Origin of the sequence: Flavobacterium zepuense (genome assembly GCF_007097145.1) — a bacterium.
Lineage (GTDB): Bacteria > Bacteroidota > Bacteroidia > Flavobacteriales > Flavobacteriaceae > Flavobacterium > Flavobacterium zepuense.
Map to the genome: position 1 here is coordinate 1 of NZ_VJVZ01000016.1, position 25,043 is coordinate 25,043.

23 protein-coding genes are annotated in these 25,043 nt (G+C 40.5%); 10 read left to right on the forward strand and 13 right to left on the reverse strand.

Annotated features, from left to right (window positions below; translation table 11 throughout):
* Positions 1 to 987 (reverse strand): hypothetical protein (locus FMM05_RS19265; RefSeq protein ID WP_221932289.1); only part of this gene is annotated, 987 nt, incomplete at its 3' end.
* A gap of 468 nt (positions 988 to 1,455) precedes the next feature.
* On the opposite strand from FMM05_RS19265, the gene FMM05_RS19270 reads away from it, so the two are divergent.
* Positions 1,456 to 1,893, forward strand: a complete 438-nt coding sequence (locus FMM05_RS19270) for a hypothetical protein (protein WP_143375059.1) — start codon at positions 1,456 to 1,458, stop codon at positions 1,891 to 1,893.
* Positions 1,894 to 1,904: 11 nt separating this feature from the next.
* Here FMM05_RS19270 and mobC read toward each other — a convergent pair whose 3' ends face one another.
* From mobC to FMM05_RS19290, 4 genes are all read right to left on the reverse strand, one after another.
* Positions 1,905 to 3,890, reverse strand: coding sequence for a conjugal transfer protein MobC (gene mobC / locus FMM05_RS19275; RefSeq protein ID WP_143375060.1), 1,986 nt, complete (start codon positions 3,888 to 3,890; stop codon positions 1,905 to 1,907).
* A gap of 16 nt (positions 3,891 to 3,906) precedes the next feature.
* On the reverse strand, positions 3,907 to 5,193 hold the full coding sequence (locus FMM05_RS19280; RefSeq protein ID WP_143375061.1) for a relaxase/mobilization nuclease domain-containing protein: 1,287 nt from the start codon (positions 5,191 to 5,193) through the stop codon (positions 3,907 to 3,909).
* Positions 5,181 to 5,570 (reverse strand): plasmid mobilization protein, encoded by a 390-nt coding sequence (locus FMM05_RS19285; protein WP_143375062.1) that lies wholly within the window; start codon positions 5,568 to 5,570, stop codon positions 5,181 to 5,183. Before FMM05_RS19285 ends, FMM05_RS19280 begins: the two co-directional genes overlap by 13 nt.
* 200 nt (positions 5,571 to 5,770) lie before the next feature.
* Complete coding sequence (locus tag FMM05_RS19290) at positions 5,771 to 6,709, reverse strand: toprim domain-containing protein (RefSeq protein WP_143375063.1); 939 nt, start codon at positions 6,707 to 6,709, stop codon at positions 5,771 to 5,773.
* 156 nt (positions 6,710 to 6,865) lie between these two features.
* Here FMM05_RS19290 and FMM05_RS19295 point away from each other — a divergent pair, with 156 nt between their 5' ends.
* From FMM05_RS19295 to FMM05_RS19305, 4 genes are all read left to right on the forward strand, one after another.
* Entirely contained in the window at positions 6,866 to 7,150 is a 285-nt protein-coding gene (locus FMM05_RS19295) for a hypothetical protein (RefSeq protein WP_143375064.1), read from the forward strand.
* 231 nt (positions 7,151 to 7,381) lie between these two features.
* A complete protein-coding gene (locus FMM05_RS19300) occupies positions 7,382 to 8,269 on the forward strand; it encodes a LytTR family transcriptional regulator DNA-binding domain-containing protein (protein ID WP_143375065.1) in 888 nt (295 codons plus the stop codon).
* Positions 8,270 to 8,541: 272 nt separating this feature from the next.
* Positions 8,542 to 8,718 (forward strand): hypothetical protein, encoded by a 177-nt coding sequence (locus FMM05_RS21050; RefSeq protein ID WP_185965635.1) that lies wholly within the window; start codon positions 8,542 to 8,544, stop codon positions 8,716 to 8,718.
* 453 nt (positions 8,719 to 9,171) lie between these two features.
* A complete protein-coding gene (locus FMM05_RS19305; RefSeq protein WP_143375066.1) occupies positions 9,172 to 9,483 on the forward strand; it encodes a hypothetical protein in 312 nt (103 codons plus the stop codon).
* A 43-nt stretch (positions 9,484 to 9,526) separates the two neighbouring features.
* Here FMM05_RS19305 and FMM05_RS19310 read toward each other — a convergent pair whose 3' ends face one another.
* The 5 genes from FMM05_RS19310 to FMM05_RS19330 all read right to left on the reverse strand — a co-directional run bounded on the left by FMM05_RS19310 (position 9,527) and on the right by FMM05_RS19330 (position 17,974).
* Complete coding sequence (locus FMM05_RS19310) at positions 9,527 to 10,864, reverse strand: TlpA family protein disulfide reductase (protein ID WP_143375067.1); 1,338 nt, start codon at positions 10,862 to 10,864, stop codon at positions 9,527 to 9,529.
* A gap of 37 nt (positions 10,865 to 10,901) precedes the next feature.
* The gene (locus FMM05_RS19315) at positions 10,902 to 12,296 is read right to left on the reverse strand and encodes a RagB/SusD family nutrient uptake outer membrane protein (protein ID WP_143375068.1); all 1,395 of its coding nucleotides are present in this window, start codon (positions 12,294 to 12,296) and stop codon (positions 10,902 to 10,904) included.
* A 19-nt stretch (positions 12,297 to 12,315) separates the two neighbouring features.
* Entirely contained in the window at positions 12,316 to 15,807 is a 3,492-nt protein-coding gene (locus FMM05_RS19320) for a SusC/RagA family TonB-linked outer membrane protein (RefSeq protein ID WP_185965636.1), read from the reverse strand.
* 301 nt (positions 15,808 to 16,108) lie between these two features.
* On the reverse strand, positions 16,109 to 16,489 hold the full coding sequence (locus FMM05_RS19325; protein ID WP_143375070.1) for a hypothetical protein: 381 nt from the start codon (positions 16,487 to 16,489) through the stop codon (positions 16,109 to 16,111).
* A 321-nt stretch (positions 16,490 to 16,810) separates the two neighbouring features.
* On the reverse strand, positions 16,811 to 17,974 hold the full coding sequence (locus FMM05_RS19330; protein WP_143375071.1) for a FecR family protein: 1,164 nt from the start codon (positions 17,972 to 17,974) through the stop codon (positions 16,811 to 16,813).
* A gap of 1,112 nt (positions 17,975 to 19,086) precedes the next feature.
* Between FMM05_RS19330 and FMM05_RS19335 the strand changes: the two genes are divergently transcribed.
* Complete coding sequence (locus tag FMM05_RS19335) at positions 19,087 to 19,368, forward strand: hypothetical protein (RefSeq protein WP_143375072.1); 282 nt, start codon at positions 19,087 to 19,089, stop codon at positions 19,366 to 19,368.
* A gap of 108 nt (positions 19,369 to 19,476) precedes the next feature.
* Here FMM05_RS19335 and FMM05_RS19340 read toward each other — a convergent pair whose 3' ends face one another.
* Both FMM05_RS19340 and FMM05_RS19345 read right to left on the reverse strand, forming a co-directional pair.
* Positions 19,477 to 20,082, reverse strand: coding sequence for an RNA polymerase sigma factor (locus tag FMM05_RS19340; RefSeq protein ID WP_143375073.1), 606 nt, complete (start codon positions 20,080 to 20,082; stop codon positions 19,477 to 19,479).
* A 108-nt stretch (positions 20,083 to 20,190) separates the two neighbouring features.
* Positions 20,191 to 20,565 carry a hypothetical protein gene (locus tag FMM05_RS19345; RefSeq protein WP_143375074.1) on the reverse strand — a complete coding sequence of 125 codons (375 nt, stop codon included), beginning with the start codon at positions 20,563 to 20,565 and terminating at the stop codon, positions 20,191 to 20,193.
* A gap of 146 nt (positions 20,566 to 20,711) precedes the next feature.
* Here FMM05_RS19345 and FMM05_RS19350 point away from each other — a divergent pair, with 146 nt between their 5' ends.
* The 3 genes from FMM05_RS19350 to FMM05_RS19360 all read left to right on the forward strand — a co-directional run bounded on the left by FMM05_RS19350 (position 20,712) and on the right by FMM05_RS19360 (position 23,662).
* Positions 20,712 to 21,563: a LytTR family DNA-binding domain-containing protein gene (locus FMM05_RS19350; RefSeq protein ID WP_143375075.1), complete on the forward strand. Its 852-nt coding sequence runs from the start codon at positions 20,712 to 20,714 to the stop codon at positions 21,561 to 21,563.
* A 291-nt stretch (positions 21,564 to 21,854) separates the two neighbouring features.
* Positions 21,855 to 23,111: a hypothetical protein gene (locus tag FMM05_RS19355; protein WP_143375076.1), complete on the forward strand. Its 1,257-nt coding sequence runs from the start codon at positions 21,855 to 21,857 to the stop codon at positions 23,109 to 23,111.
* An 8-nt stretch (positions 23,112 to 23,119) separates the two neighbouring features.
* Positions 23,120 to 23,662 carry a hypothetical protein gene (locus tag FMM05_RS19360; RefSeq protein WP_143375077.1) on the forward strand — a complete coding sequence of 181 codons (543 nt, stop codon included), beginning with the start codon at positions 23,120 to 23,122 and terminating at the stop codon, positions 23,660 to 23,662.
* A 64-nt stretch (positions 23,663 to 23,726) separates the two neighbouring features.
* Here the strand turns inward: FMM05_RS19360 and FMM05_RS19365 are convergent, their stop codons facing one another.
* Positions 23,727 to 24,122: a winged helix-turn-helix transcriptional regulator gene (locus FMM05_RS19365; protein ID WP_143375078.1), complete on the reverse strand. Its 396-nt coding sequence runs from the start codon at positions 24,120 to 24,122 to the stop codon at positions 23,727 to 23,729.
* 131 nt (positions 24,123 to 24,253) lie between these two features.
* On the opposite strand from FMM05_RS19365, the gene FMM05_RS19370 reads away from it, so the two are divergent.
* Positions 24,254 to 24,694, forward strand: coding sequence for a nuclear transport factor 2 family protein (locus FMM05_RS19370; protein WP_143375079.1), 441 nt, complete (start codon positions 24,254 to 24,256; stop codon positions 24,692 to 24,694).
* The last annotated feature ends 349 nt before the right edge of the window (positions 24,695 to 25,043 follow it).

The window sequence follows — 25,043 nt, forward strand, 5'->3', positions numbered from 1 at the left end:
CGCCTGGGTTTGTGGATTTGGAGTTGTATGGTAGGTAAGTGCTTTTCTTGTCGTTACCTCCGTTACATCCTGGTAGGTAATTGAAAGTAATTGATTCCCATTATTGTCTTCGATGCTCGACAGATGAAAACTGCTGATATACGTTAAAGGATCTACCTGTTGCGGCTGTTCTGCATCACTATAAGCCCAACCCGTTGTGACATTCATAACAGTTTCAGTTGTAGTTTCAGGTGTTGTAAATATGTATTTATAACCTTTGTCATCATAGATCGTAAAACCCGTAAACACGTATGGTGTTGCGTTGTATTGACTGTGCGTATAGGCAAATTGAATTTGTAAAGCATTATCATTGTCAAGCTTTATAACCTCCAATTGATTGTTAGCCGTATTTTTTTTGATATAAAACCTGCCGGTATGCCCCATGAAGTTGTATTGGTATAGATCATGTTCACTATCAAATATCCCTTTTTCAAAAGCGCTCCATAGATACTGCGCTCTATCTGCCGCGGAAGCGGTGTTGTTCATCACCTGATAGTATTTATTGGGCGAGTTTGAAATATCATAATTATATATACCTACCCTGGGAGGAATAAAATCGTTGGCATTACCCGGACGGCAGATCTCGTCAGGCAGGCCTTTTACAGTCCTTGATACCGTTCCGCCGGCCAGCAGGTTCCATCCCAAGCCGGTGTATGCTGCCACCTCTTTCACAGCAATGGATGAGGGATGGTATTTTAAGGAAAGATTTAGCGCTATATCTTTAGATAAGGTTTCTATACTATAGAGTGGTATAGAAATATCCGGTATTCCAGTATAATTGTTTACAGGTACCTCTTCAAATTTCATAAGGGCAGCGACCGTAGGGGACGCTGGCGATATATTGGGCATTTCAGACGTTATAGAAGCTGTAGATCCACCACCTGTGGATAACTGGCTGAAGGCGTTCGTAAAACAAAATGCTACAAGAATTAAACAGAGTTTTTTCATGATAAAGGCGGTTAGGTATTAAATTTTTACACCAGCTTTTATATTAGCGTCGTATCAGGATTCAACTAATAAGTTCTTAAGATTGCAGATGTAATAGAGTAATGTCTGACTGGTTAAATCAAGACTATACTTCTTTGAGTCGAAAATTAGGGAAGATGTATATAATGGCAATACCCATTGATGGGGATTTTTTAAAGAATTATTAACAAGAATTTATATTGTATTAAATTCATAAAAATTAATTAAATAGGTAAAATTCGATGTAATATTTGAACAATTGAGTGGATTTTAACAACTATCAGCCTTTTTGTCTCTCTCTATCCTTATATTATGAATCATGCAAATTTCAAATTGTTAATAACTCTAAATTGTATCCAGTCGCATCGTTTGTCAAATGCTTAAAAATAACCACATATATATGTGTGTTTCTTCGTAATATATAAGCGTCCTTTCCTCTTTTAATTTTTTATGGAAGAGGAACTTTTTGAGATTATTATATTGGAACTTGATTACTTTATTATAGAAAGAGTAAGGGAGATGCGTATCAAACATAAACCGTACTTATCCATGCTTAAGCTCTCCCAGGAAATAGATCTTGGCGACAGTTACGTTAGCAGTGTCGAGAATTTGAAGTCAAGAGTTAAGTACAACATTAGGGCTCTTCATAAAATTGCTACCTTTTTTAAGCTAAGGTCATATAATGAACTCTTCCCCTCAAGAGTTTTAAAAAATGATATAGTACGAATGCGATTAAAAAAGTTACCTATTAAAAAAGGAAAACTAAACGTGAATGATGATGGAACAGTGGACAAAGCCTATGAAATAATATCAATTACTCCGCTTAACGAGAAGGAATTACAACTTTGGAAATCTAATAAGCTCGACTATCTAACCATCATTAAATAAGTCACTCAGTATTACTTTTTCTTAATTACAAGATGTGATTTCGCCGGATCATTAAGTAATGCCTCCATTTCAAACCGGATAATATAATGAATATCCTGTTTGATTTGAAGATAGTTTCGCTGGACGATGGTATTATCCAGCTTGCGAATTACTTCAATCTCTTTGTAATTGTCCTGCTCTTTTTTGAGTGCCGCGTGGTCATTCAATATCTCGCTATGAAAAGCTTTTAGCTCGATTTTTTCATCAGGATCATCAGCCACCATACCGACAAATTCACCGGAACTTAGGGCTGAAATTTTAGAGGGCGGGATAGCTGATTCCAGTTGCTTTGAGCGGCTGATGGAAGTATCGCCGCTATTGATCGAAAGGCTTTCCCTGTCCTGCATGATTTTACCAAAACGCTCCGACAATTGCTTGGCCGTGTCCCCGGTTACCTGACCACTTACAATATTGCCGGTAATATTCATTATAACATCAGCCTGCTCACGTCCGTAATCCTTGCGCAGCTGGCTGAAGTCCTGTATGCCTAAACAAGTAGAAACTTTGTTACTCCTTGCGGTTGCTATTAAGCTATCCATATTATTAAGATAAATGGTTGGGAACTCATCAAATATGAGGCTACTTTTTTGCCTGCCTTTTTTGTTGACAAGCTTTACCAGGCGCGTTACATATAGTGCTAGCACTGCTCCATAAATCTGTATTTTCTGCGGGTTGTTGCCCATACAAACGATCTTTGGGTCGTCAGGGTTATTAATATCTAAAGAAAAATCATTCCCTGATAATACATAATATAGTTGCGGCGAAGAAAGCCGAGCCATTGCCACTTTGGCTGAGGCAATTTGCCCCTCTAATTGCTCCATCACATCTGCGAGGTAAGCGTTTACAAACGGATTGATGAGTACTTCAATTTCCTTTTCTGTCCTGAGTAGGGTAAAGAGGCTATCGTAGTCCACCTGCATCAGTTCGATCACATGGGGCAGGGTACAGAACTCACCATCCTTGTAGCGCTTTAGATACCAAATTATTGCCGTTAGAAAGTTGATGGGTGATTCCACGAAGAAGTCGCCCTGTTTCTTTATCCATTCGCGGTTCAGGCCCATTAGTATAGTGCGCGCTGATTCCGCTGCGTCCGTAATATCGGTCATATCCGATGGCTCCAAGGGGTTACATCTGTGGGTACGCGATAAATCATCAAAATTGATGACATAAAATGATGGCACTTTCTTATATTTGTCTTTATTATTCAGCCATGTATTGTAGGCAATGCGCGAAAGGTCATCGAACTTAAAATCATAAATAAACATGGTAAATCCTTTGCGGATGTGCTGGGTAATAATGTGCCTGATCACAAAATAAGATTTACCGGAACCTGGGGTGCCCGATACCAAAATTCCCCTGAATGGATTGATGATGTTTATCCAGCTTTTTCTTTGCTTGTCCTTTAACATGTACTGCGCTGGCAGGTTGATTGAATATTCATTTTCCAAGAGGCGCTCTTCTTGGGGGAAAGTTTCATTTTCTTTGTTGAAAATATCCTTATTATTGAGCCTGTTCTTAATAATACGGGAAAGCAAGGTGCCACCGGTAAGAACAAGCAAGTAACCAATGCCGGTTAAGCACATATATACGATAGCGAGATAGTCTACTTCAAGCGCCATCTTCAGGGCAAGGTAACTGGCAAAGTATAAAAGCAGCCCGGTAAACACATAGGCAAATGCCGTCTTATGGTTCAGCTTTTCATCCTTACGACCTTTGGCACCCATTAAGGAAATGCACAAAAAGCCCAAGGCGATTAGCTTGGATTTATAAAAATTGGAAAGCAAGCCCGTCCTGTAGACATTGCCGAGCAGGCGGTCGCTAAACGTACTGGTCAGCCCCCAGTATTGAAAAGCTGTATAGCAAATGTAGTAGCAATGGATCACTAAGATCACAATGCTTATCAGGCGGGTCATATCCAATATCTTCCTCAGCGCCTGTTCGTTTTCTCCGGTTTGCATGGCCATAGCTTTAGATTTACAGGTTGTTATTATTACGTTTATTTTTCCTTCTCTTTTTCTTCTTGCCTTTTAATTGGTGCGGCAAGTAGTCCGGGATAAACTCAGGCTGCATCAATGCATCTAAAAGGTTAGCAGCACCTGTTGAAATTTCTTCGTCTTTGGTTTCTGCCGCACCGGCGCCAGCGTGCGGTTGTAACCCAGTTTGTGTAGGGACTGCTTGCCCCGGCAATTGCTGTCCCGGCAGTACTTCTTGTAGGCATCTTTCCGGAATAGCTTTAGCACTGTATTGCTTTCCGAGGGCGCTGCCATTGAATACACATTTAGTGGTATGGTCAACATAAGTGATACCATAGATCAGCCCAGATTCATTTTGACGTAGGGCAACATGGATCCCCTGCTTTTCAAGGGCACTAATAAAGCCTCTAAGGCTTGTCTTCCCACCAAGCAAAGCAACGTCGATAGCATTCTTGACCCTTCCTTTGTGGGGAATGCGCTTTACTTCGTTGCTGTTGTATTTTTCCTCCAAGCTTTTAAGAGTTGGCTTGTTGTAAAAAGCGCTGGCCTTGATAGGAACACCCACGGGTTTTCCACCCGAATCCAGGATATGGTAGACTAATCCGCCGGTCTTGAATATCCTTGATCCTTCGGTGCCACGGTCAGCCTGAACATTGTATTGTCGAAGCACGGCATTAAGCTCTGCAAGGCTGGTATATCTGTAATCTGCTACAATATTTTCCAGTACCAATTGAAGTGCTTTTTTTGATTCCACGCGTCCATAAGTAACCTTACCTATCGAAATAGGCTGGAGCTTATTTGCTGCGCTTTCCTTCTGCCCCTGGGCTGCAATAAGGCCAAAGCGCTGCTCAACTTCCCTGCGTGCTGGTTCTGATTTTTCTATACCGATATGATGCAGGCTAATTCGCTTGCTATCCGCTGTAATATTGGTGGTAACCAGGTGCAGGTGCGGATGCCCTGCATCGTGGTGCTGGTACACTAAAAATGGCTGGTTCCCAAAGCCCAGTTTCTCCATATAAGCCTCTGCAATTTGCATTAGTTTTTCTTTAGGCAAGTTGATTTCCGAGGGGTCAAAATTGAGTGAAATATGTACGCTGTTTACCTTTACATCGGGCCTCAATTCCATCTGCCAGAGCAGCCTGTTTAGCCGCATTGTGATAGTTGTTTTCTCAGGGTCAAAGGGATAATTTCCGGCACCAATTATTTCCGCTTTTCCTTCCTTAACCTTGTTCTCATTGTAGTTGAAAATGCGGTGGACGGAGCGCCCTGTTTTGACTACCGCAACCATGACTCAGATAGTTTTAGTATGTGCTCTTTTATGCTGTCGATCTTGTTGGAAAGTGTACGTTTTTCCACCTCAAAAACCATTAGCCAGTTCCTGAATTCCGGAAGCTCATCTATAGTGTGGAGGCGCTTGACTACCTGATTAAAATTGTTTCCGACTGCATTAAGTTCCTGTCGTAGCTTGCCCATCTCTGCTAAATAGTCATCCTTTGTGCCGTCGCGATAAACTGTTACTATGGGTTTATCAAATAAGCAGTGCCTCAAATAATCACTGAGGTTTTTGCAGGTAGAGGCATTTGACCTTCGCTCGATCTTTTGGTATTCCTCCGGGCTCATTCGGAAGATAATACGTTTTGTCCTGTTTGAATTTTCATTTTTCATCACATCATCATTTATCACATTTCAAACTCAAAAATCTATTCATCAGCCCCGCCCACGACTCCGGAGTAAAGGGCGGCAAGATATCCGGTGTATGACACCGGTTCATCTTGCCGTTTGCTGGTACAGGCAAACTGATTGCTTCCAGATTATCCCGGAAAGCTTAAAAAAATATCTGTTAGCTGTAAAAGCCCAATTGGTGGCTATAGTACATTTGGAGGTTTTTCAGACATAGGGCTGCCTGCTGTAATTTGGGAATGCTGGTACTTTTGCGCCTGCGGAGAATTAATAAGCCAGTCATTAAGATCGCCATAACCTTCATAAAGTCTGCTTTCATACTCATATTGCTTACCCCATTTGAGTGCCAGTTTAACAGCATTGTTGCCAGCGTCATCATTATCCAAAAAGAGGCTTACATTTTTATAGCTGTTTAATGTTGGATGGATAGCCTTTAAGAAGGCAAGGGAATTTAGTACAATATAATCGGCATCAATAAATTCATCTTTTGGGAGAATTACCATGAAAGATAAGAAGTCAAAAAAGCCCTCGAAGACCAATACGTTTTCTGCGCCGTTTTGAATGGTAGTAATTCCCTTTGGCGAGCTGCTTAATTTATGGTAAGTACTACGAATCTCACAGCCTCCGAGGTCGTTCTTAAAGCCGATGCCATACCATGTTTTTTCACTAAATTCATAACGTACTTCACAGCAAAACCGGGTTGCAATTTCGGAAGGGATTTTGCGCTGCTGAAGGTAAAGTTGCAGGGGCCATGAAGACAATAAAAAGCTGTCTAAAATTTTAATTTTTCCTAGATGCTCAGCACCTGATCTGACCGGCAGGATTCGTTGCTGTTGAAAGGAAAAATCACCGGATAGTTTTACCAGTGCATCTGCGACGCTGCACTCCCAAAACAGCACACCAAAATCTACAAGGTTACCGCCCTTGCCGATGCCGTGGTCATACCACCTGTTGAGTGCCGAGTTGATTTTAAAAGATGGCGTCCTTTCCTCACGTAATGGTGAGTGGTACCAATGATCATTACGGATGATCTTAACCGGTTCAAAACCTAAATGGGACAGGCAATGTACCATGTCCATTTCTTTGGCTTCTCTTATCGTAAGCCGCTTTTTCCTGAATTCCATAACCGCACATTTTCACTTTCACATTCAGTTCTCATAAGCAAAAGTAAAGCGGTCTTTTCGATTTTACCCATCATGGTCGAATTTCGATTAGGTTGCGTGTTTACAGGCTCGCTACTTTTGTACAGTTATTTATTGTTCAATTAAACACGTGTAATTATGACGGCAAATGTAGTGGCCCAGGTATTCGATACGATATTGAGTACTCCTGGAATGAATGATGTAGTGAAGATCGACCTTAAGATTTCACGAAAAGATGTATTGCTCCTTAACGCAATTATTGAAAAGGGATTATCCGATAAAGGAGATGATAAGATCGGGATACTGGCAAATGTTCCTGCTGATGATTTACAGAAGCTAAAATCACTTGCCGATGAGGCTCTTCAAAAGGCGGGTTTGGTAGAACTTAGCCAAAGGCTAAGCGAGCTTGATAGTGCAAAGTAATCCTGATCTCTAACAGGCTGCACATTGCAGCCTGTTATTAATGATTTGACCGATTGAACATACCCTTTATCCGATTTAAGCGCAATTGTTTTTATAAAATACTATGTGTGCATATATTTATTATCCAAATATCTATCACTGTAATAATTAACCAGGCCGCTTTACCCTTGCTTCGATATTTTCGTCTGCTCTCTTATTTTCGTCGGTAAGCGCAAAAAGTAACGTTCGCTTATGGAAAATGTAGATTACAAAAACAAACCTTTTCTTGTAATGGCTGCTATTGCAGCGGCCATCTATAGTTGCCTTCACGGTCGTTGGTCGGAAATAGATATTGCTATCAGATCTTGGCGCTTTTATTTCGCCTTGATAATTAGCTTGTTCATTGCCCTGGTACTTGTCTTTTTCGTGCACAATACATCAATTCGCCTCGATGCAAAGTACAGCTGGCGTAACCACTTTTTAGAAAGAGTATCCTACCAAATCTGCCTTGGTATATTTGTAGCAGCGTTTATTGACTTTTTGTTTATTAGCGTGTATTTCCTGGCAATCGGACAAAACGTATGGTACAATGGCTATTTCCGCTCTGGCCTGCCCGTTGTTATGATTTTGCTGTTTTTATTAAATTGTTATTATTGGATACACTACCTGATGCTGACGTCAAAGAGCAAAGAATTTTCCAGCTCTTCTGAAGAGAAACAAACGGAGGAAATGCCATCCGAGGATAATAGCTATGTAGAACCTCTGCTTGAAGGTGTTTATAGGGGCCAGAGCTTTTGTTACCGGGTATCGAGAGATGTGCTTTATTTTTATCGGGAGGAAAAATTCGTACGCTTTGTGACGATGTACGATGACAATTTACCACTTGCAATAACCATCGAAAGTTTAGCAGATAAATATGCGGAAGCAGGTATATATCAGGTTAGTCGAGGGGTATTAATTAACTGTCGCATCATAGAAGGTTATCAATCAGAATCGCGCGATAAACTGACAATTATCATCCAGCAACAATATCTATCACTGATCCAAAATTTAAGTCCCGACTTTTTTTCAGTTACGAAAAAGTACATCGAGAGCTTTAAAAAACAATTCGGGGAAAATAAAGCAGGTAAACAACAGTAAAAATGGTTGAATTAGCGCAGATATAGATGTTTTTTCGCATCCATTGCATATGTTTTGTAACGGATTTATTTGTCTTTTGCTTGAAAGGTCATGTTGACTGGTATCTTTTTACCGACAACTGGCACCCCGTTAAAATTTGTGCTTGTTTAGAATTAAAATATTGCCATACATTTGACATACCGACAATTACAGCGTTTCAAGACTTTGAACCTGAACACTCAACAGCATTTCTTCTATCAATAAACTAATCTGATATTGAAAAAAGTGGTGGTATGTATACTAAATGCGAAGCTAAAGGTAAAGCAGTTTTTCCATCAGCAGAGGAAGCCCGGAATCTGATGTACCATTGGAGGCAGCCTTGTAGGGATAAAGTCAGCGGCTTTACGTATGAAGCACCGCAGGGGCAGGCCTGCACAAAAAAGAATTTATCCTTGCCCATACTGCAATAGTTACCAGCTGACCAGTTGGACGCTGGACAGGTTCTATAAATACAAACCGATCATTATCAGAAACAATGCAGTTATTATGGCTTGATGGGGCATTTCTATGCTGCCATTGTAAAACGTAACGGTTAGAGAAAAAAGCAGCACAACAAATGCTGCTCCGTTATAACCGAAGGATGTCCAATAAAGTATGTTTACAGCAGGTAGGCCAATCTGCAAGTAATTTTTAAGAAGGGTTATCTAGGCCGGATATATCCTTCTTCGGGGCAGGCTTTTGAGGACAAAAATATCATAGCAATTTTCATTTACTGAGCACGATTGTAATGGGGATACATTCTGCTTTACACATTTACCTCCCCAATTGGCGACGCCAGGACAACAGGTTGAGTGCATAAACAAGGTTTACTGCCTTGTACTTTATTCCCTGGCTCTGCAAACCTAATTTTTAAAATTTTCAACATGAAAAATTCTTACAAATTTGCCTTAGGGCTGCTGGTTGCAGTCCTTGCAATAGGATTCAGCGCATTTAAAAATAACGAGCAGCCGGAAAAAAAGAAAGTTTTTGCGAACTACACTTTTGTGCATTCCGCTGCAAACAACAACAATGCGCGAACACAGTTTACTTATGATCCTACACCGGGAGGTTGCAGTACTTCGTCAAACACTTGCAGGGGTGTCTGGTCACAGTCTGAAGCACCGGAAGAAGGGGATAACCCAGCTGCTGATGCTGTGTTTGTATCTCCTACTACTGGGACATACCAACCAAATTAACAAATGCCTGGGTGATATATTTAAATATATCACCCAGGCTATTTTAATATCTATTTTTCACAATTAAGATGTCTAATGGACGCTCTGCCTCAATTACTTTCAAACCATATTTTGCAAGTTTTTTGTTAAGTTCAATTTTATCTGACATTTTGCAGTTCAAATCAAGATCGACTTTTCCTTTGTAATTAGTTTCATTTATTATACTACGCCCTGAACCCTGCCAGAAATAAGTTAACTGGTTTTTGAACCATCCCAAAGTCCGATTGCGTTGCTTATAGGTATAAGCATCATGCTCTTCAACGGGTTTCCCACCCAAAGTTTTTAATTTGGTACTATCAGTCATAATTAGAATATCACATACAACAGGCCTTTTTTCCAGCTCTATTTTTATCCCAAGCGGCTTTGCAAAATAACGGTCAAGGTCATCTTTTAATAAACTGACTTTCTCATCCCAGGTTTTAATGTTCTTCCACACCAGTTCATAGCAGTAACCATTTTCTTTTAACCATTCGCCATATCCTTCATCTGTAAAGGTTACCTTGTTTTTTATGGAATCATCTACTTCTATAGCATACCTATCTTTATTATAGAAGTCCATTGTATTAGGTTTAACAGTTATACCGTAAAGGAATTGGTAAAGGCCAAGGATAGATGTATTCGTAGATACAAAGTGGGTTGAATTATTCCACCCCTGGCCGATTACATTTGGCAAATACTTCGTCGCAACAGATTGTATCATCAGTTTATTCGTATCTAATAAAGTCAACTCCACATTGTTACTATCCCGTTCAATAAAAGGCATACCAAGTATAAAAACCTGCTTCGACCGATCCAGTATTTTTTCCCTGGCACCAATGACATTCTTTACGTTTAATGCCTCACCTCTCAGGACTTTTTTGATATTTTCGGAAGTCACCTGGTCCTGTTCCGTTGTAGCGATCACTTTACCCTCCGGATTAATCCAAACATAATATGGGATAAACATGTGCGGGAAATAATTATGTAGTATTTTATCGCCTATTACTGAGGGGATGACAACATGCTTATTCTTACGTAATTTTTCAAGAAAGGGACCAGCCAGGTATTGCCTCTGGGTCGTCACCGGCAAGAACTGGACTTTGCCCTCAAACACTTTCTGAAGTGAGTCGGTTTTAGGTAGCATGTAAACACAAGGGCTGCACCATGTTGCCCAAAAATCAAGGATTAGCAATTTGCCCTTGAAATCCGATAAGTTCGCCGTTGTCTTTTTATAATTAATAATGTTAGTAAGGGCGATGTCAGGAACCTGATCGCCGATGGAAAGCGGTTTTATCTGTGCCAAGCCACCGCGGGCGTCAAGGCAAATTAATATAGCAAGAATAATTGTATATCGAATTTTCATTTGTTTAATCTTAATTAGTTACGGTAATTGAATAATATTAACGGGCATTTTGTGGCATCCCTGTAAGCAGGATTTCATCAGGAGGAATGGGAAACACGTATTTTGGATCATTTGGTGCCAACACGTATTGCGTGCCATTTACGCTTCGAGTTAGTATCAACGCAAAGCGGCTTTCTTTATTTAAGCGTTTCAGATCATACCATCGAAGCCCACGATAAACAAGTTCCTTTCGTCTTTCTGAAAGAATTTTCCTCAAGGCATCGGTGCTATCGGTTGCCGTATATGGAATAAAAGTTCCTGTTTTCCATCTTTTGACCAGTAAGGTGTTTAAGTCTTCAAGAGCGGCTTGAACATTATCCTGACGGGCATAGCACTCGGCTCTAATCAGATAGAGTTCGTCGGTTGCCAACCCGCCAAAAAGCGAATTATCACCGGTATAAGAAGCATTCCAGGTCACGAGGCCTGAGGCATCTTTGAAATATATTACCTTTCGAAGGTCATTGTCACTATAGCTGTTATACAAGCCGTTATCTGCGATAAGTAGCGGTGCGTTATTATCAAATGCGGAATAGCTTGCTAATGCGTGATGATAGACTATTTCGGTATTAAAGCGTGATATCGGGTTAGTCGCAGACGGATCTAAACTATTATAATCAAGCAACCCGTTGTTTAATAACAAGGACTGATTTGCAAAAGCCAAAGCATTATCATATTGTCCACTATTAAGGTAAACACGGCTAAGCAGGGCATAAACGGCACACTTACCTGGCCTTGTTAGATAGGCAGGCAGTTCAGGAAGCAAGTCTTTAGCTTTCATCAGGTCACTTACGATTTGGTCGTAGCATTGCTGTACCGAAGCCCTTTCAGAAGTGACATCCACATCGGAAGTAAGGCGTAATGGTATTCCCAAGTCGCTTGTTGCGGTTTGCGGGTCATAAGCCTTGCTGAACTCCAGGATAAGATTAAAGAAATCATAGGCGCGGTAAAATAGTGCGGTGCCTTTTATATTTTTCCATGCTTCCTGACTTTGCAAATCCGTAGATATTTTTGAGAAGCCATCCAAAACGATGTTGGCGTACAAGATACGTTTGTAAGCATTGTTCCAATCGAAACTGGATTCCCCTGCAAAAATGTTAGTAGACCAAATATAAGCGTTGCGCTCCTGCACGTTTTGAAGGCCTTGCAGGTTATCCTCCAAAATAGTGAAGTCACCAGCTCCAACCTCGGGTAAGCTAGGCTGGTTGAGGTTAAAAAGATAGCTGGCCGTGTTGTTGTCGAGGATAGCCTGAAAATCCTGAACTGTTTCAGGTATTACCAGGGCTTTATCAGGCTTGGCATCAAGCCATGTTTTTTTACATGAAACCTGAATGAAAGCAAAAATAGTTATCAAAATGGCTGTATATATATGAGCGGTAAGTCGTGATTTTTTCATATTTATGTTATCAGGATGATTAAAAGTCAGCTTTAAGGCCTAATGAAAACGTTTTTTGGGCTGGCGTTCCGGTTGGATAATCCGGGTCGAGATTAAGCTTATTGGCTCGCCAGATTATTCCCAAATTATTCGCATAGGCATAGAGTTGCAGGTTTTGTACCGGCAACCATTTTAGCCGCTTTTGAGAAAGATCGTAGCTTAGGCTAACATCCTGTAAACGAATATTATCGCCTTTTTCCACTGTCGCCTCAGATAAATTGTAGAAAGTGTCCCGGTCAGGGTCAGCCGGATAAATCATTGATGGAACATTGCTAAGTGATTCATCCCCTGTTTTTTGCCACCTCGATGCAAATTCCCTGTTCCCGCCAATCCAGTTGCTGAATAGTCCATAATAGCTTAGCGAGCTCCTTCTGAAATAATAACTAAATCTGTAAGTAATGTTAACAGAAAGGCTTAGGTTTTTATAGCTGAACCTATTATTAAATCCTCCAAAGAATTGTGGTCTTGCTGATCCGTTGTAAACTAGCTCATTTGCTGAAAGTGGATTGTTTAGAGAAAAATAATCGGTACTAATACCTCCATTTAAATATCCCTGGGGATTTCCCGTTGCTGGATCAAGCCCCGCCCACTTATAACTCCAAAGGCCGTATACCGGTTTCCCTACTATTGGATAAATAGTTGGGTTAGACCCATCCGCCGATGTCAGCTGTGAAACGATAATCGGCGCTGTATATTTGGTAACCCGATCAGTCGCGTGGCTAAATATAAGTGAACTATTCCAGGAAAACATGCTGTTTACAATCCTTGAGTTAAGCTGAATGTCAATACCGTGTCCTTTCATATCAGCATAATTCCCCCTGAAGACGGTTTGTCCCGTGCTTGGCGCTACAGAGGCATCACCAATCAGGTCGGTACCATTCTTAAAAAAGTACTCTATGCTACCTGTAAGCACATCGTTCTTCAACGCAAAGTCGATCCCGAAATTTGCTATTCCAGCCTTCTCCCATTTTAAATTGGGGTTGCCTATATTACTTATATCGGCCTGAATAAGATTGGTATAATCACTATTGACCAGGTATCTGGAAGTTGTGACACCGGTAACATTCCGGTTTAAGTTTCCATTATAGCCATAGCTCGCCCTTAATTGCAGGGTAGGCAACCATGTGAGGTGATAAAACTTTTCATGGTCAATAGCCCATTTTCCCCCAGCCGACCATAAGGGGACGGATTTTTGATTTGTATTAACCCCAAAGTAATTAGAACCATCCACACGGCCACTTAATGATATGGTGTACTTATCGCTATATGTATATACGGCGTTGCCAAAATAAGAACGTACCCTGTCCAGCACACCGGTAACGCCCGCAAGGCTTGGGATTAGTGCAGTGCTGCTACCTGGGTTTATAGTGTAGGGTGTTGCAAAATTGACATTGGTAAATACAGCAGTGTTATCATTATAACCATATAGGCGTGCACTTGTGTTCCCATCGGTCTTTGTCTCATTTTGTTCTAATCCGCCAATCGCTGACAGGCTGTGTTTTTGCCATGAATGTGCATAATTAACCTGTCCACGAAGGTTGTACGCTGAAACTGTCGTTAGGGATTGGCCTAGGATACCTCCTAAAGGAATATTATAACCAACGACTTTGCCAGCGTTTAAAATTGAGTAACGGTTAATCAAGTTCCGTGTAAAGAACGTCTGTTGGCTTTCGAAGTCGCGGTAATTTGAAGTATAGTTCTCATATTGTAATTTACCCTCCACACTTAAGCCTTTCAATAGGGTATATTTAATTGCGGGGCTGAGCCTGATATCCTCATTTTTAGTCGTTTTATCAGACAGTCCTAAATCATTTAAAGGTGCATATGTCCAATCCAAGAATCCTTTCTCAGGCGCTGATTGTATATAACTGGTTCTGTATGATTTTACTATATTTAGGGGAGTACCGTTTACATCAGCCAGTTGCGCGTATGGATACACGCTGGAGTAAAGCCCACCGGTGTTAAGGCTACTTGCAGTATTATCCGTTTGCGTTTTGGACTTTATATAATTTATACCGGTAGTTACCTCCAGGTTTTTAATGGGTCTAAAAACCAATATAGAATTGACTGTTGTACGGTTATAATTATTGTATTTAAGGTTTTGCAGATTTTTGTCATATCCAGCGGATAAATAGTAATTTGTCTGCTGGCTGCCACCGCTCAAGTTTACGGCATACTGCTGTTTGATGGCATTACGGTAGAGATATTTAGACATATCATTCCTGATGTCATTTTTCCTCAATACATCAATTTGTCTTGTAGCCTCTATAACAGATAGGGTTCCTGCCCGTTGTAATGCTAGTATTTCGACTACAGGAGTTACCGGGCGGTACGTACTTGTGTTCCTCAGGTCAGCATTGTATTTTCCATTGCTGAACAGAAACTGCTCCATGTCTACAAAATCCGAAGGGGTCATCTGGGATGGATTGTATAAAAGGTCAGGTTTTTCGGCAACTGTTACATTAGAATTAAGTGTAACTTTTAAGGGTTGATTTAACCTGCCTTTTTTTGTCGTTAATACTACAACACCATTGCCTGCCCTAACTCCCCAAATGGAGGCAGCGGCTGCATCTTTTAAAATCGTGACCGATTCAATGTCATTTGGATTTATATTATTAATGTCCCCACTATAAGGAAAATTGTCTACAACAATTAATGGTTGATCATTAGCAAAAATTGTGCTTCTGCCACGGATATTTATATCCAAGCGGCCTGATTGCGTATTATTCGTATTTGAGTTAAAGAGCAAACCGTTAGTGATGCCATCTAATTTGCTGAGGACATCTGTAGCAACTCTGGATTCATACATACGCTTATTAGGCTGGGCAAAGGAACCGGTTGTTCTTTCTTTTGGGATTGTTTGGTAACCTGTTGAAACAACATTAACTGATTCTAATTCCGCAATGTTTGATCTTAGCACAATCCTAAGCTGACTTTCACTTATATCGCTAACTGGCACTTCAGTCGTAACATACCCAATATAGGTAACTACTAACACCGCATCTTCACTTACGCCTTTCATTTCAAATTCGCCATCATCATTAGCAGTCACGGCAACATTGGTTCCTTTTATCTTTATCACTGCCCCGGGTAAGGCCCGGCCTGCTGTGTCGGTAACACGTCCTTTTATATTTAATGGTATATTGAGAAAGCTTTTAATCTTTTGTTTTACGGTCGTTTCCCTGGGCTTTACGATTATCGTGTTATCTACAACTTCATAGGTTAAGGGTTGATTTGAAAAACAGCGGTCCAGTACATCTGTAAGTTCACCATCCTGAATGTTTATGCTGACAGGGTTTGTGTGTTTTAGCAGTTCGTCCTTGTAAAAAAAGCTGTAACCGCTTTGCTTTTCAATTTGCCGGAAAATCTTGCCCAGCGATGCATTTCGTTCGTTAAGGGTAATGGTTTGCGCATAAACGGAGGCAGACACTTTAAAACAGGCCAGAAAGATAAGAAGTAAAATAATCTTCATAATCAAGAGTGTTTTAATAAGCCGCCCCCGGTAGGAGTGCGTAAAAATTTGCATACTTTTGTTTAGTTAGGGTTAATAGTTAAATCGTTAGAAGGATTTTATCTGGTTCGCCAGAGTTGCCCAACGTTAGGCCGGTTAGTGTTGGAAGCACTCTCCGGCCCTTTTTTTATTGGGCACTTACACTTATTGCGGTTCCGTTTCTGTTACCACAATTGTGAGAATAAGCTATATGCTTTTATTAGTAGTACGCTCGTACATAAAAAAACACACAGCTATATTGAATAATAAAAATCAGGACTGTTTATGAACGGTATTCAACTTTAAAGGTGAGCGAACCTATTGTTTCCAATGCGCCGGAACTATTGGTTGAAGTTATTAGTGAATCTTGCGATACCACCCATTTATTCGAAGGATCAATTGGCTCCACGCCGACAGATAGGGTAATTGTCAGCTTCGCCCTAAAAGCCACGGAACATTGCGTGCCAAAATATTTTGCAGCATGGTCATTAATACCCGTAACATAAGTTGTCTGAGCGGCGGTTAATGAAAAATTATCCTTGATCCAGTCCTTAAAATCAGCTTCTACCAAATCTGCCTGTGCATTAAGCAGGCTTGTAGATAGAGCATATAATTCAGTTGTTTTGGCGGTTACCCCGGCTGGGGTGAATGGTTGTAATGGCATAATTCTGATTTTTAAAGTTGTGTTATAAGTATTTAAATTTGAGTAATGGGCATAGCATAGGCTTGCCACGGTTTTGTAGCTAAATTTTATAGATAATGGATGAATTGCTCCTGATGAATTTCAGAAAGCCTTCGCAGATGTTTTAGGTTGGTGAAGAGAGTGGCTTCATTTCGTGTTAGGGTTAATAGTAATTTGTTAGAAGGATTTTTTTTGCTCATTTTAGAGCCCCAATGCCGGGCCGGAACTATTGGAAGTAATCCCAGCCCTTATTGGGCATTAACTAAACTTGATCTTATTATTTGAGCATAGGCAATTTGGTTATTAGGGTTTTACAATTAGTTTATGATCTTCGATACTGGCATGTATACCGCTTGATGCCAGAATTTTTACAAGGCTCGATAGATTGGATTTGCGTGAAATACCACCCGTAAACAATTCATGGTTTACCTCGCCTTGGTAAATTACTTCTACATTGTACCACCTGCTGATGGTACGCATCATAGTTGGGATATCTGTATTTTTAAAATAAGTGCGGCCATTTTTCCAGGCTATGGTAGCATCCGTGTCAGCTTGCTGTACTTTTATATCCTGCTGCACTACAGCTTGCTGTCCCGGTTTAATGATCTTGTAGCTTTTTCCATTGCTGACTTTTACAGAGCCTTCCAATAATGTCGTACTCGTACCTGCTTCATTAGAGTATGCCATGATATTAAAATGCGTTCCCAATACCTCCACGGTCTGTTTTGCCGTTTTTACCCGAAAAGGCTGAACTTTATTACGGACAACTTCAAAATAGGCTTCACCTGTTAGTTCGACATCTCGCTTCTTAAGTGAGCTGAAAGAGGTAGGATACTTCAAAGACGAGGCGGCATTCAGCCAAACCTTGGTTCCGTCAGGAAGTACTACCTGGTATTCGCCACCTTTTGGTGTTTCAATGGTATTGTATTGAAGGGTAGCTGACTTACCTACGTTGGTATATATTACCTGTCCATCTGCTGTTTTGGAAATTGTGGTACCCGATTGTTTTGCAATAGAGCCATTCTTTATGCTATTCAAATCTACCTTACTGCCATCGCTAAGTGTAAGAGTGGCAACACTACCGCCCGGAGCGATGTCATTTCGATTTTTTACAACTACTTCATTTCCCTGCTTTTTTGACCGCATCACCAACATGAGCCCAACAAAGGACAGCCCCAATAGTATCATTGCGGCAATAGAAATGGCAGGGAGTAATTTTCTGATCCTGCTTACTGGTCTTGTCCTGCTAAAGATTTTCTTTTGCAGGCTGGAATCAATATCACCGATAAGACCCTCATGATCGTTAAGCATGTTTTCTTTAGATAACTCCTCGCTTATCAGTTCCATTAAGATACCCTTGTCCTCAGAAATATTAAAATGGTCAAGTAACTCATTTAACTCTTCTTCAGATATCTGACTTGTCAGGTACTTATCAAATAGGGCCCGAACACGCTCGTTTCTTTCCAAATCTCCTTTTATTGGTAATACGCTAATGAAAAGAAAAACTCACAGTGCAGTCAACAAAAAATTATATGATAAAAAAAAGATGTGTAACCGGCCCCGGCATTAGTAGACTTAATCAACAATTAATAAGCAATCCATCTTTGTTAATTAAAAATTAAATATATTTACACCTGTTTATTAGCAATTGCAATCGGGAGCATTTTTGGGGAAACGAGCCTGCCTTATGGCAGGCTCGTTATTTATATACATCCCGCAATTTCGGGATGGGCCCCTGTTATCCATAAAAAAATGTTAATTCCTCTGTAGATAAATTGACAAATAGCTAAATTTAAGTCGCTGTCTACATCGCAGGCATGAATTTCTTTAGGTATTTTAATAATCTTTTTTAGTTAAGTTAATTGGATGGGTATTTTTGGGAGATTTACTTATCCGCTACTCTTAAAAGCCCCTTCAGTGGGGATTTTATATTTTGATAAATTATCAAATTGACCGGACAATAGTTTATCCTGCGAACTTGATCTACAGAAAAGTTAATATAGCTGGTATTCATTTGTTTCATGGCTACCTCAAAGTTATAAGGTTAAATGCAAAAGAGGGCGGATGATCTATGGTTATTATAACAAATCAAAGCATCTTAAAATTTTATTGACAAATTGCGTATTGTACCGAAAGAGCTTACTTTTTTCGTAGATCGATATTTTTTCCCCTTTCAGGTATTCATCGATTAATTTTGCGAGGTCACTTTTAAGATGGTTGGCGATCTCAGACTTTGCCTTTAATTGTAAGGAAACCTCTTTGTACTGCGTTATGTAGCCCAGCCTGATACTAAATAATTCAGTAGCTAATGATTTGTATTCCTCCATTTTATTATTTTAAATTAAAGTAGTTAATCGCGCGCAATCACAGGGTATGTACAGCAATGGTTTATCAACAACATTATCAATCATTCTAAAATTTGACATCCCAAAAAACATTCAATGACGCTATATGTCTTTAAAACATTGAACGATAGAATTTTATGTAATTCTTAATTGCTGAAAAGTGTGGAAAAACCGTAAAAGAAAAATTTTCAGGCGTAGTACTTTTGTAGAATATACATTACAAAACACCTACATATGCCAGTTTTTACAAAATCGTCGTTACACTACACCTACAAGTGGCCAAAAGAAAGTTTTTCAGAACCGACATCTTTAGACGGCGATGTAATAGAGTTGGATAATGGCTACCACGTCCTGAATTTTATCAACGTATTTTTTGAAAAGAAAGGATTGACAAGTATGATAACTTTCGTAAGGTTAGAATTTATGCTCCATGAGAAGATCCCCCGTACATTGAAGGCACGTAAAGAAATTACCAGCTGGATCCTTAAGCATTGGAACCGCGAGTTTTATGGTTAAATTAGAGATGCAACAAATCTATTGCTTTTAAAATTCGGTTTAAGAAAATTGCATAGTGCTCCATTCACGCACAATAATGGGCCCTTGAAGGGGCTATTACAATTTTATTCACAAATCCCTACAAATAACAGACGCTATTAGTGCGACGGCAACACCCGAGCGGGACTGGCGTAAAAAATATTCCTTTAAAAACAGGTTGGCGCGGTGCATGTGGTTGTTGATCGTACCGGGTGTGATGTTTAATATGCGGCCTGCCTCTTCATAACTTTTTTCTTCCAGCTTGCAAAGTGTAAACACCTTTTGCTGTTGGGGTGATAAAAGACTAATTGCTTTATTAAGCGCGGCTTGGTTTTCCTTGCTGAATATCTGCTTTTCAATATGCTCATACGAGCTTACAGTCGCTGCTATCAGATGCTCGTGTAATTTTTTATCCCTGCTTATCTTGCGAAAAAAATCGTAAGACATATTTTGGGCTATCTTATATAGGAACGCGTTAAGCGGTTGGGTAGTGTCGATCCTGCCACGTTGTTCCCATACTTTGAGGAAAAGGTTTTGCAGGAGTTCTTCAGCTAGTTCACGCGATTTCAGCAGCCGAAGGGCGTTAGCGATCATCCTGGACTTATACAAGTGATAGATCTGTTCAAATGCCGCATGGTCACCTTCCTTTAATCTTTCGAGCAGGTACAGTTCATCATGTAAGGGCACTAATTTCATCCGATCAATATGTCAATAGTATTAAGCGATGGTTAAATATAATAAAATTTCAAAAAAAAGAGGCACTAACAGTTTGTTTGTGCCTCTTTTTAATTTATTTCCAATGCTTTACTGGTATGCGATGGTAAATTCAAGCTCGCCGATTACCTCATTAACCCCGCCGGTGCTGTAGGCTCCTTTAAGGCATTTTATAAAACGAAAGAATTTACTGCCGACAGTGCCGTCGCCACTCGTGCTAAGCTTGATGGAGTGGCGCTTGCGTACGCTGTCCGATGTTGCATTTGTCAATTCGGTAAGGAACGTGCCATTTAAACCTGAAAGGTAAGCAGCCTGGTCGGTGGTCAGGGTAAAGTTATCGTCTACCCAATCTTTAAACGAGCTTTGGATCAGGTTAGCCTGCGCGTTAAGTTGTGTTTGGTTAAGTGCATATAGCTCTGCTACTTTAGCTGCCATACCATCGGGAGTGAAAAGTTCTTGTGCCATAAGTGTAAATGTTGATGTAGTACAATAATACTTGTTTGGGCATGGATGTTCAATGGGTACTTTATTAATTGACAGTTTAATTATAATTGCTTTTAATGATAGTATTAAATTCGGCTTATCAAAGATGAAGCGCAAAGTGTAGTGGTTTGGAAATAAAATATAACGACGGATATTTTAGGTTGGTTCTTGCGGCGATAGCCGCACACATCATTGTTATGTACAATGTAGAAAAGGGTTTCTTTGAAGCGCTTTTTACCCTGTCTTATATTAGGGGATTTATCGGAAGCTGGGTTATTGCATTACTTCTTATCCAGTATGTACACTTTGTAACCCTGCGCCTTGATAAAAAGTACGACTGGCACGATAATACCTTACTGCGTTTTTTATGGCAAACGCTCCTTGCATTTGCAGCTCCTGCATTTTTGGCGTTCCTCTTGGCCGCTATGTTCTTTTGGATCTTTGACCGCAATATCTTTCACACCAGCTACCTAAGCCAGGATTACACCTTGGTGATCTTTATGATACTGGTCATCAACATTTATTACTTTGGGCTGCATTCCTTCCTTTTGCACCGGCAGGTCACCCGCAATGTAAACCGCGCGACAGAAAGCCCCTCCCGCGAAATACTTATTGTCGATACACCCACGCGCTCCATTCCCGTTAAACTGGATACCGTTGCCTATTTTTTCATTTTAGGTGGTACTGTATTCATGCGCACCTTTGATATGCCATCCCTTGGACAAAGCTACCAGATTGGCATTCCTTTAAAGAATTTGGAGGATATACTGGATAAAAGATTGTTTTTCCGTATCAACAGAAGGATGATTGTTAACTTTAATGCCTGTACTTCCTATAAACAGGGCAGAAACAAAACATTGGAGCTCATTGTAGCCCCGGTATTGTATGAAACCGGCACCAAAATACCTGCCGAGCATGAGCGGCTCACCCATGTCAGTGAAGACCGGGTAGTATCTTTTAAATTATGGATGGACCGATAAAGCAAGGTTTATAAATATTTGCATAGTGCGGCATACAATGGCTGTCCTGAACGCTGGTCAGCTGTTTTTACAACACAAAAACACCCAAAAAGGCGGTTGGCAAATGTGCCCAGTCCCCCAAATTACCACCTGAGTTCCCTCATAAGAATATTGGTTTCCACCTAACCGGGATTGAATCCCCTGAACTCCCAACGATAAAAACCGCGTTTTCAACGACTTTAAGGCGGTTTATGCTTTTGTTATTTCCAGTGGGCTTAATATTTCTTATGGAAATTTTAAAATGCATTATTTATGGAAACTACCAACACATCACCTGCTATGGTTTTATCCGATATACGCCAATATCCCTTAGAAGCCCTTGACCTGATGATCACAGTAACACTGAACCCGGCAAAATCAAATATCGCAGCTATTACCGCTGAGCAAGCCGAAACTATTTGCAACGAACTGGATATGGAAAAGAACAGACTCCAGCTCCTTATTAAAACCCAGGTCTTCAGTATGGCTAAAAGAAATGAAGTGGAACTGCTGGTCAAACGGTACCACGGGGAACTGGACAGTCTATTAGATCAGAGCCTGCAACACCGTAAAAACATCCCGGCCAAAAATGCGCACCTGCGCAGTATCTATACTACACTTACCGATTGCCTGGACAGCCTGCTCTTATTTATTGAAAACAGGTTTGCCACTTATCTTGGGATGGACGAGCGGGTACCGGCGACTTATTTGTCAACTGCTATTAAGGACGTCCGCAAGGCCTTGTATGTACTAAAAGGGAAAATCAATTTGCGGCCCGTGCTGCAACCCGTTGCCGGTGTGGTACTCAGAAGCCTTGACAACTTCAGCGCCCAGCCCAAAAGGCTTTACGAGCCGACCTTCCGGAAAGTCATTTACCATCGAGAGCTTGTCAGGGAGTTGCTTAAACTCAATTGGGATGCCGATACCGATGCCCTGGCACATGAACTTTGTGAACTCCTGATATGCATGAACTTTAACAGTAAAGCATTTATCAAGTTCCTTATTAAGACAATGGAGCGAAAAGTGAGCGAATGTGAAAATACGGTCGATAAGATAGATACATTGCTCTTTTGGCATAAGGCCTTTAACCAGCTGCACTCTAAACCTGGCCTGAAATACAATCCCAATTACCATGACCTGGAAACCGTAATAAGCAACTGGTTCATACAGGAAATCAGGTATTATGAGAAAAAACTTCAATGGTCTTCCGTAACTTTACAGGAACCTGAAGAAGATAAAAAGGCACCGAAGCAACAGAAAAAGGTATTGCAGAAAGTGCTGGTACAACTATCGTCTGACCAGGCGGGACTTATATTTCGGGCAGCGGATGAACTTCGGATCATCGTGGCACGTTCGCTCAGTGAGGTGTTCAGGTCCATTGCGCCGCACCTCTCAACGCCCTACAGTGAAACTGTGTCCTATGAGGGAATGAGGGTGCAATCATACGTTGCAGAACAGCGGGATAAGGAAATTGCTATTGAAACGCTGGAACGTATTATTGAAAGAATAAAAGAGTTTAACGTTAAATAAGATCAACTATGAAATCACTATCATTTTTTCTGCTACTGGCAGGGATACTGCTTACCGGATGCGGGTCAAAAGAATTATCCAAAGATGAAGCCATACAGCTTTTAAAGAAAGAGAAGGGTTATCCTCGTGCGATAGACCGCTCCATCTTTTGCAGGGATCAGGGCCATGCCAAAATGGTTTTTGCTGCCGGACTTGAAAAAAGCGGGATGGTTACCATCAACGAGGGACTTTCATTAAGGGACGTAATTGCGAAGGAGCCAATCATTAAATTCACGGACAAGGCAAAACCTTACCTGTTGCCGACAACTGAAGAAGACAGCAAGGACAAAATCCAACGCGTAAAACTTGCAGAGGAGGAAATCGTCGAGGTTACTTCTATTATATCTGACAAGGATAGTAAAACTGTCACTGTCAACTACACTACCCATTATTCAAACCTTACGCCTTTTGCTGTTTTGGCAACAACAAAACTCGATGTTACGACAAAGGAAAATACCGCCACTTTTGCCCTTTCTGATGAAAATGGATGGATATTGCAAAAGCGCAATTAGCGTTCTAAAAATGAATTATTGCAAAATAGTTTGCCGTTTCGTAGCTGTGCGAAACGGCAATATTTTAAGATTTGGAAGCTTGTGAGGCTGAGATATCGCTTTTTATCTTCTCACGGTGCTGCATACCCCATCGGGTCATTGACCCAACAACTTCTTCGAGTGTGCGGCTGTAAGGCAGTAATTCGTATTCAATGGTCACAGGATAACCTACTGCGACCTTCTTTATAATAAATCCGTTCATCTCCAACTCCTTTAATTCACTCGAAAGAACCCTGGCTGAGATACCTGTAACATGCCTTTGAAGTTCAGAAAAGCGTGTATTACCCCTCGCCATGGCAATGATGATCATTAGTTTCCACTTGCCGCCGATAGCATAAAGTGCATCACTGACAGCGGCCATTATTCTTACACACTCGTCTGTAAATTCCTTGTTTACCTGTGTTTGTTCATTGGTATCCATAAGTTATATCGTTTATATTATCAGCTAACCTTTAGGTAACTACTAATAAATTGTAAGCAAATATAACCTAATCTTGCAACATAAAAACAACCCTTGATAGCGAAAAGCCATCATTAAATAAAGAAGAAATTATGACACTGGAAGTTTTAAAGACCAAACAAGAATTAAGGGATCTGATCGATGATTATGCCTACTTGAGTGATGAGAAAAAGATCTCGGAAGTTATGGACCTGTTCACAACAGATATCAACTACAAAGTTTTTATGGGGGGCGTAATGGTAGCCGATGTTTCAGGGAGGGAGAATATGGAAAAGGATTTTAACGGCCATGCATCGCTTGTTAAAACCTATTTTACAATGAATGGGCAAAGCACGGTACAGATAGATGGAGATACTGCATCAGGTGTATCTTTTTCCCAAATTAAAATGATCAGGGATAATGGTGGAAAAGATGTATTGACTGATTACAGCGTCAGGTATGATGACAAGTATGTTTTCCAAAACGGGAAATGGCTAATCAGGGAACGCGTAGGCAACTTTATCATTGTAGAAGCGAGAACCCTTACCGTTTAATGTTCATTTAATCAAATGGATATAGTAACTCTTAAGGGGAACACATTTGTACATTAATGAGAATGCCCCAAGTTGGGGCATTCAAATGGCTATTTTTAAGTCATCACAAATTAATTAAAAGCACATTTTATTGTATCTATCCCTGCGAGGGGCGCAAAAGTAGTATAAAAGTTTATTGCTATTACATAAATTAACACCGTCATATAATTTGCTGTAGCCTTTCCTTGTAGAATTAACTTCCGTTGTTTCGAACAGTGCCACTAAGACCGCCACGGTGGAGTCTACTACGCATTACACGAACCTTAAGCTTTTCGCTGTTCTTGCAACAACAAAACTAGACGTACTTTAA

Bases quoted from the DNA above. Each gene is read 5' to 3' on its own strand.
- FMM05_RS19270 (WP_143375059.1), top strand. From the start codon at position 1,456: ATGGAAGAGGAACTTTTTGAGATTATTATATTGGAACTTGATTACTTT.
- FMM05_RS19370 (WP_143375079.1), top strand. From the start codon at position 24,254: ATGACACTGGAAGTTTTAAAGACCAAACAAGAATTAAGGGATCTGATC.
- FMM05_RS19300 (WP_143375065.1), top strand. From the start codon at position 7,382: ATGGAAAATGTAGATTACAAAAACAAACCTTTTCTTGTAATGGCTGCT.
- FMM05_RS19335 (WP_143375072.1), top strand. From the start codon at position 19,087: ATGCCAGTTTTTACAAAATCGTCGTTACACTACACCTACAAGTGGCCA.
- FMM05_RS19290 (WP_143375063.1), bottom strand. From the start codon at position 6,709: ATGGAATTCAGGAAAAAGCGGCTTACGATAAGAGAAGCCAAAGAAATG.
- FMM05_RS19310 (WP_143375067.1), bottom strand. From the start codon at position 10,864: ATGAAAATTCGATATACAATTATTCTTGCTATATTAATTTGCCTTGAC.
- FMM05_RS19280 (WP_143375061.1), bottom strand. From the start codon at position 5,193: ATGGTTGCGGTAGTCAAAACAGGGCGCTCCGTCCACCGCATTTTCAAC.
- FMM05_RS19360 (WP_143375077.1), top strand. From the start codon at position 23,120: ATGAAATCACTATCATTTTTTCTGCTACTGGCAGGGATACTGCTTACC.
- FMM05_RS19315 (WP_143375068.1), bottom strand. From the start codon at position 12,296: ATGAAAAAATCACGACTTACCGCTCATATATATACAGCCATTTTGATA.
- FMM05_RS19325 (WP_143375070.1), bottom strand. From the start codon at position 16,489: ATGCCATTACAACCATTCACCCCAGCCGGGGTAACCGCCAAAACAACT.
- FMM05_RS19340 (WP_143375073.1), bottom strand. From the start codon at position 20,082: ATGAAATTAGTGCCCTTACATGATGAACTGTACCTGCTCGAAAGATTA.
- FMM05_RS19295 (WP_143375064.1), top strand. From the start codon at position 6,866: ATGACGGCAAATGTAGTGGCCCAGGTATTCGATACGATATTGAGTACT.
- FMM05_RS19345 (WP_143375074.1), bottom strand. From the start codon at position 20,565: ATGGCACAAGAACTTTTCACTCCCGATGGTATGGCAGCTAAAGTAGCA.
- FMM05_RS19320 (WP_185965636.1), bottom strand. From the start codon at position 15,807: ATGAAGATTATTTTACTTCTTATCTTTCTGGCCTGTTTTAAAGTGTCT.
- mobC (WP_143375060.1), bottom strand. From the start codon at position 3,890: ATGCAAACCGGAGAAAACGAACAGGCGCTGAGGAAGATATTGGATATG.
- FMM05_RS19305 (WP_143375066.1), top strand. From the start codon at position 9,172: ATGAAAAATTCTTACAAATTTGCCTTAGGGCTGCTGGTTGCAGTCCTT.
- FMM05_RS19365 (WP_143375078.1), bottom strand. From the start codon at position 24,122: ATGGATACCAATGAACAAACACAGGTAAACAAGGAATTTACAGACGAG.
- FMM05_RS19355 (WP_143375076.1), top strand. From the start codon at position 21,855: ATGGAAACTACCAACACATCACCTGCTATGGTTTTATCCGATATACGC.
- FMM05_RS19285 (WP_143375062.1), bottom strand. From the start codon at position 5,570: ATGAAAAATGAAAATTCAAACAGGACAAAACGTATTATCTTCCGAATG.
- FMM05_RS21050 (WP_185965635.1), top strand. From the start codon at position 8,542: ATGTATACTAAATGCGAAGCTAAAGGTAAAGCAGTTTTTCCATCAGCA.